Origin of the sequence: Novosphingobium nitrogenifigens DSM 19370 (assembly GCF_000192575.1) — a bacterium.
GTDB classification, from domain to species: domain Bacteria; phylum Pseudomonadota; class Alphaproteobacteria; order Sphingomonadales; family Sphingomonadaceae; genus Novosphingobium; species Novosphingobium nitrogenifigens.
In genome coordinates this window covers 465,677-481,893 of record NZ_GL876926.1, presented here as the reverse complement: position 1 = coordinate 481,893, position 16,217 = coordinate 465,677, and the positions used below count along the sequence as shown (strand labels likewise).

Annotated in this window: 15 protein-coding genes; 5 read left to right on the top strand and 10 right to left on the bottom strand. The window is 62.2% G+C overall.

Features of this window, described 5'->3' with window-relative positions; translation table 11 throughout:
• Positions 1-13 precede the first annotated feature (13 nt).
• The 5 genes from pstC to phoB all read left to right on the top strand — a co-directional run bounded on the left by pstC (position 14) and on the right by phoB (position 5,099).
• Entirely contained in the window at positions 14-1,396 is a 1,383-nt protein-coding gene (pstC, locus tag Y88_RS02505; protein ID WP_008065957.1) for a phosphate ABC transporter permease subunit PstC, read from the top strand.
• Complete coding sequence (gene pstA, locus Y88_RS02500; protein ID WP_018075223.1) at positions 1,389-2,708, top strand: phosphate ABC transporter permease PstA; 1,320 nt, start codon at positions 1,389-1,391, stop codon at positions 2,706-2,708. Before pstC ends, pstA begins: the two co-directional genes overlap by 8 nt.
• 1 nt (position 2,709) lies before the next feature.
• Positions 2,710-3,546 (top strand): phosphate ABC transporter ATP-binding protein PstB, encoded by an 837-nt coding sequence (gene pstB / locus Y88_RS02495; protein ID WP_008065955.1) that lies wholly within the window; start codon positions 2,710-2,712, stop codon positions 3,544-3,546.
• 7 nt (positions 3,547-3,553) lie between these two features.
• Entirely contained in the window at positions 3,554-4,240 is a 687-nt protein-coding gene (gene phoU, locus Y88_RS02490; protein ID WP_008065953.1) for a phosphate signaling complex protein PhoU, read from the top strand.
• 169 nt (positions 4,241-4,409) lie between these two features.
• Positions 4,410-5,099, top strand: a complete 690-nt coding sequence (gene phoB / locus Y88_RS02485) for a phosphate regulon transcriptional regulator PhoB (RefSeq protein WP_008065951.1) — start codon at positions 4,410-4,412, stop codon at positions 5,097-5,099.
• Here phoB and Y88_RS02480 read toward each other — a convergent pair whose 3' ends face one another.
• Genes Y88_RS02480 through Y88_RS02435 form a run of 10 tightly spaced genes read right to left on the bottom strand, consistent with a single transcriptional unit; the run spans position 5,100 to position 16,214 of the window.
• A complete protein-coding gene (locus Y88_RS02480) occupies positions 5,100-6,620 on the bottom strand; it encodes a glycosyltransferase family protein (RefSeq protein WP_157132570.1) in 1,521 nt (506 codons plus the stop codon).
• Between the two features lie 53 nt (positions 6,621-6,673).
• Complete coding sequence (locus tag Y88_RS02475) at positions 6,674-6,949, bottom strand: DUF1467 family protein (RefSeq protein ID WP_008065947.1); 276 nt, start codon at positions 6,947-6,949, stop codon at positions 6,674-6,676.
• A gap of 52 nt (positions 6,950-7,001) precedes the next feature.
• The gene (locus Y88_RS02470; RefSeq protein WP_008065945.1) at positions 7,002-8,654 is read right to left on the bottom strand and encodes a ribonuclease J; all 1,653 of its coding nucleotides are present in this window, start codon (positions 8,652-8,654) and stop codon (positions 7,002-7,004) included.
• 29 nt (positions 8,655-8,683) lie between these two features.
• Complete coding sequence (locus Y88_RS02465) at positions 8,684-9,463, bottom strand: type III pantothenate kinase (RefSeq protein WP_026166758.1); 780 nt, start codon at positions 9,461-9,463, stop codon at positions 8,684-8,686.
• Complete coding sequence (locus Y88_RS02460) at positions 9,463-10,218, bottom strand: biotin--[acetyl-CoA-carboxylase] ligase (RefSeq protein WP_008065941.1); 756 nt, start codon at positions 10,216-10,218, stop codon at positions 9,463-9,465. The genes Y88_RS02465 and Y88_RS02460 overlap by 1 nt, the downstream gene beginning before the upstream one ends.
• 4 nt (positions 10,219-10,222) lie before the next feature.
• Positions 10,223-11,689 (bottom strand): NADH-quinone oxidoreductase subunit NuoN, encoded by a 1,467-nt coding sequence (gene nuoN, locus Y88_RS02455; RefSeq protein WP_008065939.1) that lies wholly within the window; start codon positions 11,687-11,689, stop codon positions 10,223-10,225.
• Positions 11,689-13,239 (bottom strand): NADH-quinone oxidoreductase subunit M, encoded by a 1,551-nt coding sequence (locus tag Y88_RS02450; RefSeq protein ID WP_008065938.1) that lies wholly within the window; start codon positions 13,237-13,239, stop codon positions 11,689-11,691. The genes nuoN and Y88_RS02450 overlap by 1 nt, the downstream gene beginning before the upstream one ends.
• Positions 13,236-15,284, bottom strand: coding sequence for an NADH-quinone oxidoreductase subunit L (gene nuoL, locus Y88_RS02445; protein ID WP_008065936.1), 2,049 nt, complete (start codon positions 15,282-15,284; stop codon positions 13,236-13,238). Before nuoL ends, Y88_RS02450 begins: the two co-directional genes overlap by 4 nt.
• A 10-nt stretch (positions 15,285-15,294) precedes the next feature.
• Positions 15,295-15,600: an NADH-quinone oxidoreductase subunit NuoK gene (gene nuoK, locus Y88_RS02440; RefSeq protein ID WP_008065935.1), complete on the bottom strand. Its 306-nt coding sequence runs from the start codon at positions 15,598-15,600 to the stop codon at positions 15,295-15,297.
• Complete coding sequence (locus Y88_RS02435; protein ID WP_008065934.1) at positions 15,597-16,214, bottom strand: NADH-quinone oxidoreductase subunit J; 618 nt, start codon at positions 16,212-16,214, stop codon at positions 15,597-15,599. The genes nuoK and Y88_RS02435 overlap by 4 nt, the downstream gene beginning before the upstream one ends.
• Positions 16,215-16,217: the final 3 nt, after the last annotated feature.

Here is a 16,217-nt window from a genome sequence, read left to right as displayed (position 1 = left end):
AACGTCCGCAACCATGTCGCCAGCCATCCTTACCCTGCTTGCTTTCGGGCTGAGCCTTGTCGGCTGGCTGGTCGCGAGGGCTCGGGCGCGCGCATTCCGTCTGGCAAGCCCCACCGGACGAACCCATTCGCTGCCCGGCTTTCACGCCTGGTACGTCGGCCTGTGGATCGCGGTTCCGACGCTTGTCTTCGTGCTGATCTGGAACGGGGTTTCCCCCGTGCTGATCCGCCACGAAGTGCTCGCGACGCCTGCGGCCTCCTCGCTTCCCGCCTTCGGGTTCGAACGCCAGTCGCTCCTGTCCCAGGCCCATGCGGTCGCGACCGGGGCGGCACGGGCGGTCTTTGATCCGGCCGCCGAGGCATTTGTCATCCCGTTCCGGGCAGCGATCTTCCGCTATCAGGTGATCGGCCTTGTCCTGACGATCGTGATCGCCTTTGCTGGCGGCGCTCACGCCTTCCTGCGACTGCGCCCCGACTTTGCCGCACGCACCCATGTCGAACGGGCCGTCATGGGGCTGCTCTTGCTGGCCTCTCTGGTAGCAATCCTGACAACGGCCGGTATCATGCTGAGCCTTATCTTTGAAACGATACGGTTTTTCCGCCTCGTCTCCCCGACTGATTTTCTCCTCGGCCTGCATTGGGCCCCCGACCCGATGAGCGTGGGCGTTCCGGATGGACACCAGTTCGGCGCCATCCCGCTGTTCTGGGGGACGATCTACATCGGCGCCGTCATTGCCATGGTCGTCGCGATCCCGCTCGGCCTGATGAGCGCGATCTATCTCACCCAATATGCGACGCATCAGGTCCGCAGCGTGGTCAAGCCGCTGCTCGAAATCCTCGCCGGGGTTCCGACCGTGGTCTATGGCTATTTCGCGGCGCTGACCGTTGCGCCCAAAATCCGCGATTTCGCGCAAGCTGTCGGCATCAACGATGCCTCGACCGAAAGCGCCATGGCCGCAGGTCTGGTGATGGGCGTGATGATCATTCCCTTCGTCTCGTCGATGGCCGACGACGCCATTGCCGCAGTCCCCAACGACATGCGCAACGGCAGCCTCGCACTGGGGGCAACCCGCGCCGAAACCATCCGCCGCGTACTCATTCCCGCCGCCCTGCCCGGGATCGTCGCAGGCATGATGCTCGCCGTCAGCCGCGCGATCGGGGAAACCATGATCGTCGTCATGGCCGCCGGTGCCACCGCCAATCTGACGGTGAACCCGTTCAAGGCCATGACCACGGTCACGTTCCAGATCGTCGCCATGCTGACCGGCGAAGGCAGTTTCGATCACCCCGCGACTCTTTCCGCCTTCGCGCTGGGCATGGCCCTGTTCTTGGTCACGCTGGCGCTCAACTTCATCGCTCTGCGCGTCGTCAAGCGCTACCGCGAAGCTTATGAGTGAGGCCCCGTTGCCCCAATCCACCGCCTCGTCCCGCGCCCGCTTCGACAGCGAGGCCGCAGCACAAGCCGCCGCCGTTCGTGCGCGCCGTCACGAACGGATGCGCGCGGGTCTGGCGCGCCGCCATCTCGACGATCGGCTGTTCCGCTGGGCGGGATTTGCCGCCGTCGGCTTTTCCGCGCTAATTCTCGTCCTGTTGCTCGCCTCGATGTCGCTCAACGGCCTCGCCGGGTTCGAACGGTACGAGATCCGCCTCGATCTCCCGGTCAAAGGCGAATTGCTGGTCGATCCGTCGCGGCTGGCCCAGCCCCAGCCTCTCGACGCTCTTGAAGTCGGCGGCCTTCCCGCGCTGATCGATGCGGCAGCCGAACGGCAGTTGGGTGACGGAGGCTCCGCTCTCATCGCCGATACCGGCTGGCGCGACGCGGGCGCGGAACTGGTCGCCCATCCCGACCTTCTTGCCGCGCGCAGCATTCCTCTCACTGTTCCCGCAAGCGATGAACTGGCCAATGCGGCACGCGGCAGCGGTGCTCCCGAGCTTCAGGCCCGCGCGCGCAAGCTCATGGCTTCGGGCGTTCTCGTCCACAGCTTCGACTGGGGTTTCCTCGCCCGCTCCGACGCCACCAGCCCGCAGATGGTCGGCATCTGGGGCGCGCTCAAGGGTTCGATCATGACCATGCTGGTCACGCTCGCTCTCGCCTTTCCCGTCGGCGTGCTCGCGGCTCTCTATCTCGAGGAATATGCGCCCCGGAACCGCTGGACCGATCTCATCGAAATCTCGATCAACAATCTTGCCGCGGTGCCCTCGATCATTTTCGGCCTGCTTGGCCTTGCCGTCTTTCTCGTGATCTTTCCCAACGATCGCTCCGCCCCGCTGGTGGGCGGCATGACGCTTGCTCTGATGACGATGCCGGTGATCGTCATTTCCGGGCGTAACGCGATCAAGGCCGTGCCCCCCTCGCTCCGCGACGCAGCCCTCGCCGTCGGTGCCAGCCCGTTGCAGGTCGTCTTTCACCATGTCCTGCCCATGGCGCTGCCCGGCATTCTTACCGGCACGATCATCGGCATGGCGCGCGCGCTCGGCGAAACCGCTCCACTGCTGATGATCGGGATGCGCGCTTTCGTTGCCTCGCCCCCGGCCACGCTGACTTCGCCCGCGACGGTCCTTCCGGTCCAGATTTTCCTGTGGTCGGACGAAATCGACCGCGGCTTTATCGAACGCACCAGCGCGGCGATCATCGTCCTGCTGGTCTTCCTGCTCGTCATGAACGGTCTTGCCATCTACTTGCGCAACCGCTTCGAGAAACGGTGGTAACATGAGCGCATCCGTCCCTGCCCAGCCCGACGCCATCGACAGCACGTTCGGAACGGTTTCCGCCTTTCCCGAACCGGTCGAAGGCCCCAAGATCGCGGCCCGCAACGTCTCGGTCTATTATGGCGAGAAACGCGCGATCGAGGATGTCTCGATCGACATTCCCAAAAGCTATGTGACCGCCTTCATCGGCCCGTCGGGTTGCGGCAAATCGACGTTCCTGCGTTCGATCAACCGCATGAACGACACGATCCCCGGCGCCCGCGTCGAAGGGCAGATCCTGCTCGACGGCGAAGACATCTATCGCTCGGGCATGGATATCGTCGAACTGCGCGCACGTGTGGGCATGGTGTTCCAGAAGCCGAACCCCTTCCCCAAGTCGATCTATGAAAACATCGCCTATGGCCCGCGCATCCACGGCATGACCAACAGCCGCAGCGAACTCGACGGCATCGTCGAAAGCTCGCTGCAGCGAGCCGGGCTCTGGGACGAAGTCAAGGATCGCCTCTCCGACAGCGGCACGGCCCTTTCGGGTGGTCAACAGCAGCGCCTGTGCATCGCGCGGGCTATCGCCATTGATCCCGAAGTGATCCTGATGGACGAACCCTGTTCGGCACTCGACCCTATCGCCACTGCGCGAATCGAGGAACTGATCGACGAATTGCGCGGGCGCTACGCCATCGTGATCGTCACCCATTCGATGCAGCAGGCCGCGCGCGTGTCGCAACGCACAGCATTCTTCCACCTTGGGCGGATCGTCGAATATGGAACGACGTCTGACATCTTCACAAACCCTCGTGAAGAACGCACCAAGGACTATATCACCGGTCGATACGGATAAGGACCCCATGGTGGCTGAACATACCGTCAAGGCTTTCGACGACGACATCACCCGCCTGCGTGGCCTGGTGGCGGAAATGGGCGGCCTTGCCGAACTGTCCATTGCCGAAGCGATGGACGCGCTCGTCAGCGGCAACGAGGAAATGGCCGCCGGCGTCATCGCCCGCGACCGCCGGATCGACGCTCTCGAAAGCGAAGTGGACCGCTTGTCGGTCAGAGTGCTTGCCCTGCGCGCGCCGATGGCCGACGACTTGCGTGAAGTGATTGCCGCGCTCAAGATCGCGGGCGTGATCGAGCGGATCGGCGATTATGCCAAGAACATCGCCAAGCGGGTCGGTCACATCGAAGGGCGCAAGCGGTTCGAACCGCTCACTCTTCTGCCGATCATGAACGAAATGGCTGGCGACATGGTCCATGACGTCCTGACCGCCTATGCCGCACGCGATCCGGTTGCCGCCGCCGAAATCGTCCGCCGCGACGTCAAGGTCGATGCGTTCTATGACAGCATCTTCCGCAACTACGTCTCCTACATGGTCGAAAACCCGGCAACGATCAGCAGCGTGGCGCAATTGATGTTCGTCGCCCGCAATATCGAGCGCATCGGCGATCACGCCACCAACATTGCCGAAATGGTCCATTACGCGGCAACGGGCACTTATCTGCCCGAGCGCGAGGACGTTCCGCCACCCGCCTGACACGACCTGCGCCGGGTTTCGTTCGAGATTGGAATTCCGGCGTAACGTCCAACCGAAAGGCCGGAGGGAGTTCGTCACCACGCTGTAACATTTGTCGTGTCTGCGCAGATCGCCGGTCATGCAAGTGTCAATGATTGCACCGTGGTCGGACCAAAACAGGGGGTTGCAGATGTCCGCGCCAAAGTTGTTGCTGGTCGAGGATGACACCGCACTGGCCGAGCTGGTCGAATATCGCTTTCGCGGCGAAGGCTATGATGTCCGGACGACCGCGGACGGTGACGAAGCCCTGCTTCTGGCCGCAGAGGACACGCCCGATCTCGTCCTGCTCGACTGGATGATCGGCGGCACCAGCGGCATCGAGGTCTGCCGCCGCCTGCGTCGCCAAAAGGCGACCGCCCACGTCCCGATCATCATGCTGACTGCACGCAGTGACGAGGACGATCGCGTTCGTGGGCTCGAGACCGGAGCCGACGACTACGTCACCAAGCCGTTCTCTCCGCGCGAACTGATCGCCCGTGTCGGTGCAGTGCTGCGCCGCGTTCGCCCCGCTCTTGCCGGTGAAACGATCACGGTCGGGGATCTCTCGCTCGACCCCACCGCGCACCGCGTCACGCGCAAGGCGCAGTCGATCAAGATCGGTCCGACCGAATTCCGCCTGCTGCGCCACTTCATGGAACACCCCGGCCGAGTCTTTTCCCGCGGCCAGTTGCTCGATGCCGTCTGGGGCAGCGGCAGCGACATCGAATTGCGCACCGTCGACGTCCATATCCGGCGCTTGCGTCAGGCGATCGCCATTCCCGGCGCGCCCGATCCGGTCCGGACAGTCCGCTCGGCGGGTTACGCCCTCGAAGGGGTCTGATTACCTGTCGATCCGGGCAAGACCCGCATTGTAATCGAAATAGGCGGGTGCGCGTGCGCATCCGCCCTGCCTCACATAAACGCAATAGTGGCGCGGATCGGCCGGATGAAGCGATCCACCGCACGACAACTCGCGATAACCACCGCGTCGAAGGTCATCAGCAACCACCCCCGGGGCAATCGCAACGTTGTAAGCGCTTTTCAACATGGGCGGATGGTCCGTACGCACCGCCAACCATTCATCGATCATCAGGACCGGAACCGGCCGATCAATGAACGTATAGGCAGGCAAAGGCACATCGGGATGGCGATAGATCCCGATCCCGCATACCGCAGGAACCTGCCCGGCCTGGCGCAGCGCCTGCGCTTCGGTAGCCCCCAGCACCCAGTATTCAAGGAAAGTGGGGCTCGTCCCGACCAGCACCGACAGCGCCAACCACAAGGTACAGAGCGCAACGACCGGACGCCCCGGCGAGCCGAAACGCCGTACCGCAAGGTCGAGCAAGTCGACCGAGCCGATCGCAGCCAGCAGGATCAGCAGGCACAGCCCGAGAGTGATGAAGCGGAATTCCTTGTGCGGAATAAGCGCCATCGTCGCGATCTCGACCAGAGCCGCACCCAGCAGGACCGGATAGCGCCGCGCCCCGAACACGATGGCAGGGACCAGCAGCACCGCCCCGACGTGCCAGCCCTCGAACAGGCGCTCGAAATACCACCACGGCGGCGCCACGCCGAACATCTCGCTCTTGCCCTGTACGAGATTGACCGCGAAATTCCGCCAGATCCACAGGAACGGAGGCTCCCCCATCACGGCATTGGCCGCAGCATCGAGCGCGAAACCCGTCAGAACGCCGCCCACCAAGGCCGGATAGCGACGGGGCTGCCACCCCACCATTCCCAGCACCGCAAAAGCGACCGCCGGAGCGAGTTGCAGGCGCAGCATGACCGCGACGCCACAGAAAAACCCCGCCAGCACATCGCGCTTGCGCAGATCCGATGGTTCGGAAACGAGAACGAAGGCAGGCAACAACAAGGTCAGCGCAAGGCCGTCGCTCGACGTTCGCGGCGCGAAATAGACGATCTCGACCCAGGTCGCCGCCACAAAAGCCGCAACGAACCCGTGACCCCGCCCGACGCGCAGCCCCAGGCGATAAAAGGCCCAGACAACGCCCAGCGAGGCCAGCGCCAGCATTTCGCGCGCCAGCAGGACATGAAGCCCGCTTCCCGGCGCCAGTGCCCGTCCCAGCGCGACCGGCGGCATCAACAGAACCGGCATCAGCCAGCTCCGAATACCCGCGCGTATGTCCCAGGTCCTGATCCACAAGCCGGTCAGTTCGCCATAGGCGGGTTCGAGATATTGCCAGACCTCGTCCTCGTGATGGACGATCGGCAAGGCGCCAACAACCAGACGAGCGACCAGTGCCAACCCGACGATCGCCATGAGGGCCGTCGCATCTCCGGGCCGTCCCGCCCGCTCGCCATGGCCAAGCCACGCGCGCAACCTGTCCGTCAGCGATGGCACGACCACTTGTCCCGACCCTGTATTCCCCACGATCCGGCCAGCCCTCAGGCTATTCAGGCAAGGCCGATCCAGCGTGAAATATCAATATCATCGATCGTGATCCAGCGCTCGACGTAATTGGCGTAATAGAGCGCGAAAAGGACCAGTGCGAGAACGGTCGCCCGCCGGGCAATCCGCCGGGGCGAAAAATTGCCTGGAGCACTCAGAACTTGCCCCGGCACTCGCTCGAGACCCAGTTCATCATGGGTACGCACGCCAAAAGGCATAACCAGAAAGGCCGACATCACCCAGAACAGCGAGAAAATCGCAAGGATCGATGTCCAGCGCACGCCCAGCCTCTCCTGTTTTCCGCATGGGATCAGGAGAGGCGCCGAGACCTTGTCAGGCCGCGCGCAACATCACCTGAACCACCGGTTTCTTGCCGATCCAACGATAGGCACACCGCCTTACAGCAAGACGAACTGCTTCGGCAACGGCGAGCCGATCACGACGACGATCGCCTTTCAGCCCCCTCACCGCCTCGGACGCATCGACCTGCGCTTCGGCGATGAAGGCCTCCATGTCCTCGTCGAGCGGAATGCCGATCGTCGCGACATCGATCGGCGAGACCTGCTTGCCCTCAAGATTGACTGCAAGGGCGACCGTCACCAACCCCAGCTGCGCGAGCTTGCGCCGCGCGACGATCGCCTCGCCATCGGCGGGCGTGATGATATCGCCGTCGAGCACGAGCCGTCCGGCGCGAACTTCGGTGATCTTGTGCGGACCGTTCGGTGCCAGACGGACGAGATCCCCGTTCTTTTGCAGGATCGTGCGAGCGATCCCTTCGGAACGTCCGAGCCGGGCCTGCTCGTCCATGTGGCGGATCTCGCCGTGGACAGGGACAAGCATCTGCGGCCGCAACCACTCATAGAGCTTCATGAGTTCGGGACGTCCGGGATGTCCGGACACGTGGATCATCGACTGCCGATCGGTCACGATGCGGACGCCTTTGGCGACAAGGGCATTCTGGACACGCCCAATGGCCAGTTCATTGCCGGGAATCTGGCGGCTCGAGAACACAACAGCATCCCCGGCTTCCAGCTTTACGGGATGCTGGTCTCCGGCAATGCGGGCCAGTGCCGCGCGCGCCTCACCCTGCCCGCCGGTCGCCAGGATCAGGACTTCACCGCGAGGCAGATCCATCGCGTCGTCCATTCCGACGGTCTCGGGGAAATCCTGCAGATAACCGCTCGCCTGAGCCACCGAAATGATGCGGTCGAGCGAACGCCCCGCCACGCAAAGGCGGCGCCCGGTCGCTTCGGCAACTTCAGCAAGCGTCTGCAATCGGGCAACGTTCGACGCAAACGTCGTGACGACGACCCGACGCCCTTTGAGGGAATCGATCGTTTCCAGCAGCCCGGCCCGCACAGCCCCTTCCGAACCGGAAGCCTTGGGATTGAAAACGTTGGTCGAATCGCAAACGAGCGCGAGGATGCCCTCGTCCCCGATCGCGGTCAGTTCCTCTTCGGTCGCAGGCGTTCCGACACGCGGCTCATCGTCAAGCTTCCAGTCGCCGGTATGGAAGACCCGCCCGTAAGGGGTATCGATCACCAGCGCATTCCCCTCGGCAATCGAATGCGCGAGCGGAACGTAACGAATATCGAACGCTCCCAACGAGATACGCCCGTTGTTTTCGATCACGTGGAGTTCGACATCCCGGTCGATCCCGGCCTCGACCAGCTTCTCATGCACGAGCCGGGCAGTGAAAGGCGTCGCGTAAATCGGAACGCCGAGTTCCTGCGCGAAATAGGGGACCGCGCCGATATGGTCTTCATGCGCGTGCGTGAGGACGATGCCGAGAAGATCGTCCGAGCGTTCCTCGATGAACTCCAAATCCGCAAAGACAAGTTCGACCCCCGGATACCAGGGGTCGGCAAAGGTCATGCCGAGGTCGACCATCAACCACTTCCCCTCGCAGCCGTAGAGGTTGACGTTCATACCGATTTCGCCCGAGCCACCGAGCGCGCAAAACAGCAATTCCTTACCTGGCTTCACGTAGATTCCTGATCAGTCAAAAGTTCTTGTCAGCCTCTCGCCCGTTCGGCGAGGAGCGCGAGCCCGTCAAGAGTGAGATCGGTCTCGACGTGATCGAAAATGGTCGTGTGTTCATGGAACAGAACCGCCAGACCGCCCGTCGCGATGACTTTCGCGGGCCGTCCGATCTCGGCACGAAGTCGTGCGATCAACCCTTCCATCATCGCGACATAGCCCCAGAACACACCGATATGCATCGCGTCTTCGGTATTGCGCCCGATGACGCTCGCATTGCCGCGCGGGGCCTCGATCGCGATACGCGGCAGTCGCGCCGCCGCATTCACCAGGGCTTCGAGAGAGAGGTTGATACCCGGCGCGATGATCCCGCCCTTGTAGGTCCCCTCCGCATCGATGACGTCGAATGTCGTCGCAGTGCCGAAATCGACCACGATCAGGTCACCGGGGAACCGGGCATGGGCCGCAATCGCATTTACGGCGCGATCGGCACCAACCGAGCGCGGCTGATCGACATCAATCCGGAACCCCCAGGCAACCGGGGGCTCACCTGCGATCAACGCATCCCGATGAAAATACTTGTTCGACAACACCTGGATGTTGTGCAGTGCGCGAGGAACGACCGTCGACACGATCACCTGATCGACCGCTTCGGCCTCGAAGCCCTGCAACCGGAACAGTTGCAGCAACCATACCGCATATTCATCCGCCGTGCGCCGGGGATCGGTGGCAATACGCCAACGCCCAAGGATCTCACGTCCATCGATCAGCGCAAACACGACATTGGTGTTTCCAACGTCAACCGCGAGCAGCATCATTCCCCCACGAGTTCAATATCGCCCGCGTGGATCGCACGCCTTTGGCCATCCGCCAAGTGGAGAAGTGCAGCCCCATCAGGGGTTAACCCGGCGAACCCGCCCATGATCGCTCCGCCGGACGGATCGCGCACCGACAACAGCGTTCCTTTGCGATGGGCATAAGCGAGCCAATCCTCACGCAGCGAAGGCCATTCGCCGCGATGCCAGCATTCAAGAGCGGACCGCCATTGTGCGCTCAGGGCAAAGGCGAACGAATCGCGTGACACCGCATGGCCAAGGCTCGCGAGGGAAACGGTCTCCCTGCCCTCGACCTCTGGCGCCAGTACCAGATTGACGCCGATCCCGACAACGATGCAGTCACCCTGACGCTCCAGCAGGATGCCAGCGAGTTTCGCGCCCCGCACAAGAACATCGTTGGGCCACTTCAGAATGGCGCCGGACAACAATCCGCAGACATCATGAAGCGCACGAATGACCGCGACGCCCGCAACCAGGGAAAGAGTCGGTGCTGGTGGATCCCCGGCACGGAGCCACGCAACGGTCGACCCCATGAAGTTGCCGAAACCGTCGTTCCAAACCCGTCCGGCGCGACCTCGTCCCGCCGACTGCCGATCCGCAACCAGCCAGTTCCCTTCAAACGGCAAATCGCCCCGACCAACCCGTGCGAGAAGCTCGGTGTTGGTCGAAGCGATTTGTGAAACCGTCTCAAGGGAACCAGTCAGGGGATCGCGTCCAACCTGATCAGGCTCCATCGGTTCAGACTACGTGGAACAGCGCAGCCGCAGCGTTGCCGGCAAGCCCACCCAGCCACTTCGTGCCAAGATAGCCAAGCGGCGAGATCGCGATCGAAGCAAGCGCCAGCAGGACCGTATTGGCAAAGTCACCGTTGCCACGAACCTTGTCTGCCGGTTCGTCGAAATACAGCACCTTCACCACCTTGAGGTAGTAGAATGCACCGATCACCGAGGCTGCGATACCAACTGCGGCGAGCAGCACCAGATGGGCCTGAACCGCAGCCTGGAACACCACAAACTTGCCCCAGAAGCCGAACAGCGGCGGGATGCCCGCCAGGCTGAACATCACGATGGCAAGCGCGGCGGCGAGGCCCGGACGGGTACGCGAAAGCCCCGCCATGTCCGAAATCGCTTCGATCGGATCGCCGTTTTCGTCGCGCAGCAAAAGAACCGCAGCAAAGCCGGCCACCGACGTCACGACATAGATAGCAAGATAGACCAGCATCGCCGAAGCACCGGCCGGCGTACCGGCCGCAAGACCGATGAGCATGAAGCCGACGTTGTTGATCGACGAATAGGCCAGCAGACGCTTGATGTTGTTCTGCGTGATCGCGCCAAGTGCCCCGATGATGATCGAGAAGAGCGAAGCGAAGATCACGATCTGGTTCCACGCCGAAACGTGCGCACCGAATGCGTCGAGGCTGACGCGCATGAGCAGCGCAAGCGCAGCCGCCTTCGGAGCCGTCGCGAAGAAGGTCGTCACCGGGGTCGGCGAACCTTCATACACGTCCGGGGTCCACATGTGAAACGGCGCCGCGCTGATCTTGAACGCAAGACCGGCGAAAACGAAGACCATCCCGAAAGTCGCACCGATCGAGAGCGGACCAGCGCTCAGAGCCGTGCGAATGCCTTCGAACGAGGTCGTTCCGGTGAACCCGTAGGTCAGGCTGACACCGTAGAGCAGGATGCCCGAAGCGAGCGAACCGAGCACGAAGTACTTGAGGCCCGCTTCCGCCGAGCGGCCGTCCGAACGCAGCATGGCGGCAAGGACATAGGACGCAAGGCTGTTGAGCTCGAGACCGATGTACAGCGTCAGCAGGTCACCTGCCGAAACCATGATCCCCATGCCGAGTGCCGCGAAGAGCACCAGCAGGGGAAATTCGGCACGAAGCGCGTTGAAGCGTTCGAAAAACGACGGTGCGACAATGAGGGTCACACCAGCGCCGAGATAGATCAGCAGCTTGGCAAAGGAGGCAAAGGCATCGACGCGCAGCTGCCCGTCGAACACGAAAGCCGCCTTGCCGCCAACGCCGCCTGCAAGAGCGGGGACGGCAAGAGCCGCCGCCGCAACCAGCACGACAAGCGCCGCAACCGAGATTGCCCGGGCGGCCTTGTCACCGCCCCAAGCCGCGACCAGCAGCAGGACCAGTCCTGCGCCGCTGATCAGTTCCTCCGCCGAAATGGCGGCCAGCGAATGAGCGAAATCCATTACTTCGCTCCCTTCAGCTGGGCCGAGGCAAGTGCTGCAGCAGCAGCCGTCGCGGTCCGTTCGGCACCGGTCTTCACGTCAGCATCTCCCTTGGGCTTGGCCATGGCGACACGCGCCTCCAGAGCCCCGATATCCTTGCGCATCGGCGCGAGGAAGGATTCAGGATACACGCCCATCCACAGGACGACAGCGGCAAGCGGGATCATCATGGCCCACTCGCGGAAGTCGAGATCAGGCAACTTGGCGGCATCGGCATTCGCCTGTTCGCCAAAGATCACGCGACGGTAGAGATACAGCATGTAGGCAGCACCCAGGATGATCCCGGTCGTCGCAATCAGCGCGACCCAGCTCGATTCCTGATAGACACCCAGCAGCGAGAGGAACTCACCGACGAACCCGCTCGTCCCGGGAAGACCGATCGAAGCCATCGTGAACAGCATGAAGAACAGCGCGTAATAGGGCATGTTCACCGCGAGACCGCCGTAGCGGGTGATTTCGCGAGTGTGCAGGCGATCGTAGATGACACCGACACCAAGGAACAGAGCGCCCGACACGATCCCGTGGCTGAGCATGACGATCATCGAGCCTTCGAGGCCCTGGCGATTGAAAGCGAAGAGACCGACCGTGACGATCGCCATGTGGGCGACAGACGAATAAGCGATCAGCTTCTTCATGTCGTTCTGAACGAGCGCGATGAGCGAAGTGATCACCACCGCCGCCATCGACAGACCCCAGATCAGCGGCGCGAAGTGCGCCGAGGCAACCGGGAACATCGGCAGCGAGAAGCGAATGAAGCCGTAACCACCCATCTTCAGCAGAACGCCGGCAAGGATGACCGAACCACCGGTAGGTGCCTGCACGTGAGCGTCGGGAAGCCAGGTGTGGAACGGCCACATCGGCATCTTGACCGCAAAGCTGGCAAAGAACGCAAGGAACAGCCAAGTCTGCGCGGCAGGCGGGAAGTTGTAGGCCATCAGGGTCGGAATGTCGGTCGTGCCGGCTTCATTGACCATCCAGAACATCGCGATCAGCATCAGGACCGAGCCGAGCAGCGTGTAGAGGAAGAACTTGTAGCTGGCGTAGATGCGTTCCGCCCCACCCCAGATCCCGATGATCAGATACATCGGAATAAGGCCGGCTTCGAACATGATGTAGAAGAGGAAGAGATCCTGCGCGACGAACACGCCGAGCAGAAGCGTTTCAGTAAGAAGGAACGCAGCGTAATATTCGCCTGCGCGCTTCTCGATCGAGTTCCAGCTCGCGCCGATGCAGATCGGCATGAGGAACACGGTCAGGACAATCAGCAGGAGGGCGATGCCGTCGATCCCGAGCTTCCAGTCGAAGCCCGAGAAAAGAGCGGCATGTTCCTGGAACTGCCATTGAGCGCCGCCAATGTCGAAGTGCGTCCAGAGCACCACGCCGAGCGCGAAGTCGATGAGCGTTGCAATCAGTGCCACGACCCGTGCCGTTTCCCGCCCCGATTTGAGGCAGAGAACGGCACCGACCAACGGTACCAGCAACATGAGCGAAAGGATCGGGAAACCGGTCATCGTGCAATCACCCAGCTGATCGCGCCGACAAGGCCGACGAGCATGACCAGCGCATAGCTGTAGAGGTATCCGGACTGGAGCCGAGCGGCCCCGCGGCTGGCACGAGCGACAACCCAGGCGGCGCCGTTCGGACCGAAGCGGTCGATGATCCCGATGTCGACGACCTTCCAGAACACCCGGCCCAGCGCCATGGCGGGACGGACGAAGATCAGGTCATAGAGTTCATCGAAGTACCACTTGTTGAGCAGGAAGCGGTAAAGGAAGCCGAACTGCGCCACGAAAGCCGCAGGGAAGCCCGGATTGAGGATGTAGGCAAAGATCGCGATCGCAAAACCGGTCAGCATGACGCCTGCAGGCGCAAGCTTCACCCATTCCGGCACGTGGTGCGCGGCGTGGATCAGGCTTTCGTCGAAAACGAGCGCCCCCTTCCAGAATTCGCCGGTTCCCTCGCTGAGGAAGTACTGGGCGAACGCAAAGCCACCGAAAACGGCACCAACCGTCAGCACCGCAAGCGGCACCAGCATGTTGAGCGGGCTTTCATGCGGATGATATCCGGCAGTCCCGTCGCTTTCACCGTGGCCGTGCGCATGGTCATGACCGTGATGATGATCATGGGCATGGTCGCCATGGCCATGAGCGTCGTGAACGGCATGCTGGATATGTTCGGACTGTTCCCAACGTGCCTTCCCGAAGAAAGTCAGGAAAATCAGGCGCCAGCTATAGAAGCTGGTCAGCAGTGCTGCGAAAATACCCATGGCGAAAGCGAAGTGGCCGAGTTCCGTACCGTGAGCGTATGCCGCCTCGAGGATCGCATCCTTCGAGTAGAAGCCAGCAAAGCCGAACACGTCATCGATACCAACGCCGGTGATAGCGAGCGTACCAGCCATCATCGCGCCGAACGTCAGCGGGATCTTCTTCCACAGACCGCCGTAGTACCGCATGTCCTGCTCATGGTGCATCGCATGGATCACCGAACCCGCGCCAAGGAACAAAAGCGCCTTGAAGAATGCGTGGGTAAAGAGGTGGAACATGGCCGCGCCATAAGCGCCGACGCCTGCCGCGAAGAACATGTAACCGAGCTGCGAACAGGTCGAATAAGCAATGACGCGCTTGATGTCGGTCTGCGTCGTGCCGACCGTCGCGGCAAAGAAGCAGGTGATCGCACCAATGAAGGTCACGACGTGCAGCGCGGTCTCGCTCATTTCGAAGAGCGGCGAGAGACGGCACACCATGAATACGCCAGCGGTGACCATGGTCGCCGCGTGGATCAGCGCCGACACCGGGGTCGGACCTTCCATTGCGTCGGGAAGCCAGGTGTGAAGCCCGAGCTGCGCCGACTTGCCCATCGCACCGACGAAGAGCAGCAGACAGATCACCGTCGCCGTTTCGAAACGGAAGCCCAGGAAGCCAATGGTCGAGCCCGCGAGAGTGGGCGCATCATGAAGGATCTGCGGGATCGACACCGTCTTGAAGACAAGGAAGATACCGAACATACCCATCATGAAACCAAGGTCACCAACGCGGTTGACCACAAAGGCCTTCATCGCCGCCTTGGTTGCACTCGGCTTGCGGAACCAGAAACCGATCAGAAGGTAGGACGCAAGGCCCACCCCTTCCCAGCCGAAGAACATCTGCACCAGGTTGTTCGCAGTCACCAGCATGAGCATGGCGAAGGTGAACAGCGAGAGGTACGCGAAGAACCGGGGCTGGTCGGGTTCCTCACTCATGTACCCCCACGAGTAGAGGTGCACGAGCGCCGAAACGCTGGTGATCACGACCAGCATGATCGCGGTCAGAGTGTCGACGCGAAGCGTCCACGAGAAGTCGAGATCGCCCGACTTCACCCAATCGAGAACCGGCGTGATGCTTTCCTGGGCGTGACCGCCCAGAAAGCTCAGGAAAATCGGCCAGGACAGGGCGCAAGAGAGGAAAAGGGCGCCGGTGGTCACAAGCTTAGCCGGCACAGCGCCGATCTTCTTGTTGCCGAGCCCGGCGATGATGGCCGCTGCCAGCGGCGCGAAGACGATAGTCTGGATGGAAGACATCGGTTTTCTCTCAGCCCTTCATCCGGTTGACGTCGTCGACCGCAATGGTGCCACGGCCACGGAAGTAGATGACGAGAATGGCCAGACCAATCGCCGCCTCGCCCGCCGCAACGGTGAGCACGAACATGGCAAAGATCTGTCCGACGAGATCGTGAAGGTACGCGGAGAACGCGACCAGATTGAGGTTCACCGACAAGAGGATCAGTTCGATCGCCATCAGGATGATGATGACATTCTTGCGGTTGAGGAAGATGCCGAGGACGCCGAGCACGAACATGATAGCGCTCACGACGACGTAGTGGCCGATACCGATCACAACGAGACCCCCTTGCCGACTTCGGGTTGCAGGTTGATCGTCGCCTCTTCGGGGCGGCGGGCGATCTGCTTGGCAATGTTCTGGCCACGCACACCGCTACGCTGGCGATGCGTCAGGACAATGGCACCGATCATCGCGACCAGCAGGATGAAACCGGCGGCTTCGAAAACGAAGAGATACCGGGTGTAGAGAAGAGCGCCGATCGCAGCGGTATTGGACAGACCCGCAGGGACCGCCGTTGCCGCGCCCGCCGTGCCGATCGCCATGTCGCCGGCGCTGCGCACCAGGATGCCGACGAAAAGCTCGACGAAGAGAACCACCGCAAGGATCACACCGAGCGGCGCATTCCGGATGAAACCGGCGCGAAGTTCGGCAAAATCGATGTCGAGCATCATCACCACGAAGAGGAACAGCACCGCGACGGCGCCGACGTAGACGATGATCAGCAGCATCGCGATGAATTCGGCGCCAGCAAGGACCATAAGTCCCGCCGCGTTGAAGAACGCGAGGATCAGCCAGAGGACCGAGTGGACCGGGTTGCGGGCGAGGATCGTGACCGCGCCCGACACGATCATCAGCGTCGCGAAGAGATAAAAGGCAAATGCCTGGATCATGAT

What these genes read in the sequence shown, in the direction of transcription:
- pstC (WP_008065957.1), top strand. Translation starts at nt 14, where the DNA reads ATGTCGCCAGCCATCCTTACCCTGCTTGCTTTCGGGCTGAGCCTTGTC.
- pstA (WP_018075223.1), top strand. Translation starts at nt 1,389, where the DNA reads ATGAGTGAGGCCCCGTTGCCCCAATCCACCGCCTCGTCCCGCGCCCGC.
- pstB (WP_008065955.1), top strand. Translation starts at nt 2,710, where the DNA reads ATGAGCGCATCCGTCCCTGCCCAGCCCGACGCCATCGACAGCACGTTC.
- phoU (WP_008065953.1), top strand. Translation starts at nt 3,554, where the DNA reads ATGGTGGCTGAACATACCGTCAAGGCTTTCGACGACGACATCACCCGC.
- phoB (WP_008065951.1), top strand. Translation starts at nt 4,410, where the DNA reads ATGTCCGCGCCAAAGTTGTTGCTGGTCGAGGATGACACCGCACTGGCC.
- Y88_RS02465 (WP_026166758.1), bottom strand. Translation starts at nt 9,463, where the DNA reads ATGCTGCTCGCGGTTGACGTTGGAAACACCAATGTCGTGTTTGCGCTG.
- Y88_RS02460 (WP_008065941.1), bottom strand. Translation starts at nt 10,218, where the DNA reads ATGGAGCCTGATCAGGTTGGACGCGATCCCCTGACTGGTTCCCTTGAG.
- nuoN (WP_008065939.1), bottom strand. Translation starts at nt 11,689, where the DNA reads ATGGATTTCGCTCATTCGCTGGCCGCCATTTCGGCGGAGGAACTGATC.
- Y88_RS02450 (WP_008065938.1), bottom strand. Translation starts at nt 13,239, where the DNA reads ATGACCGGTTTCCCGATCCTTTCGCTCATGTTGCTGGTACCGTTGGTC.
- nuoL (WP_008065936.1), bottom strand. Translation starts at nt 15,284, where the DNA reads ATGTCTTCCATCCAGACTATCGTCTTCGCGCCGCTGGCAGCGGCCATC.
- Y88_RS02435 (WP_008065934.1), bottom strand. Translation starts at nt 16,214, where the DNA reads ATGATCCAGGCATTTGCCTTTTATCTCTTCGCGACGCTGATGATCGTG.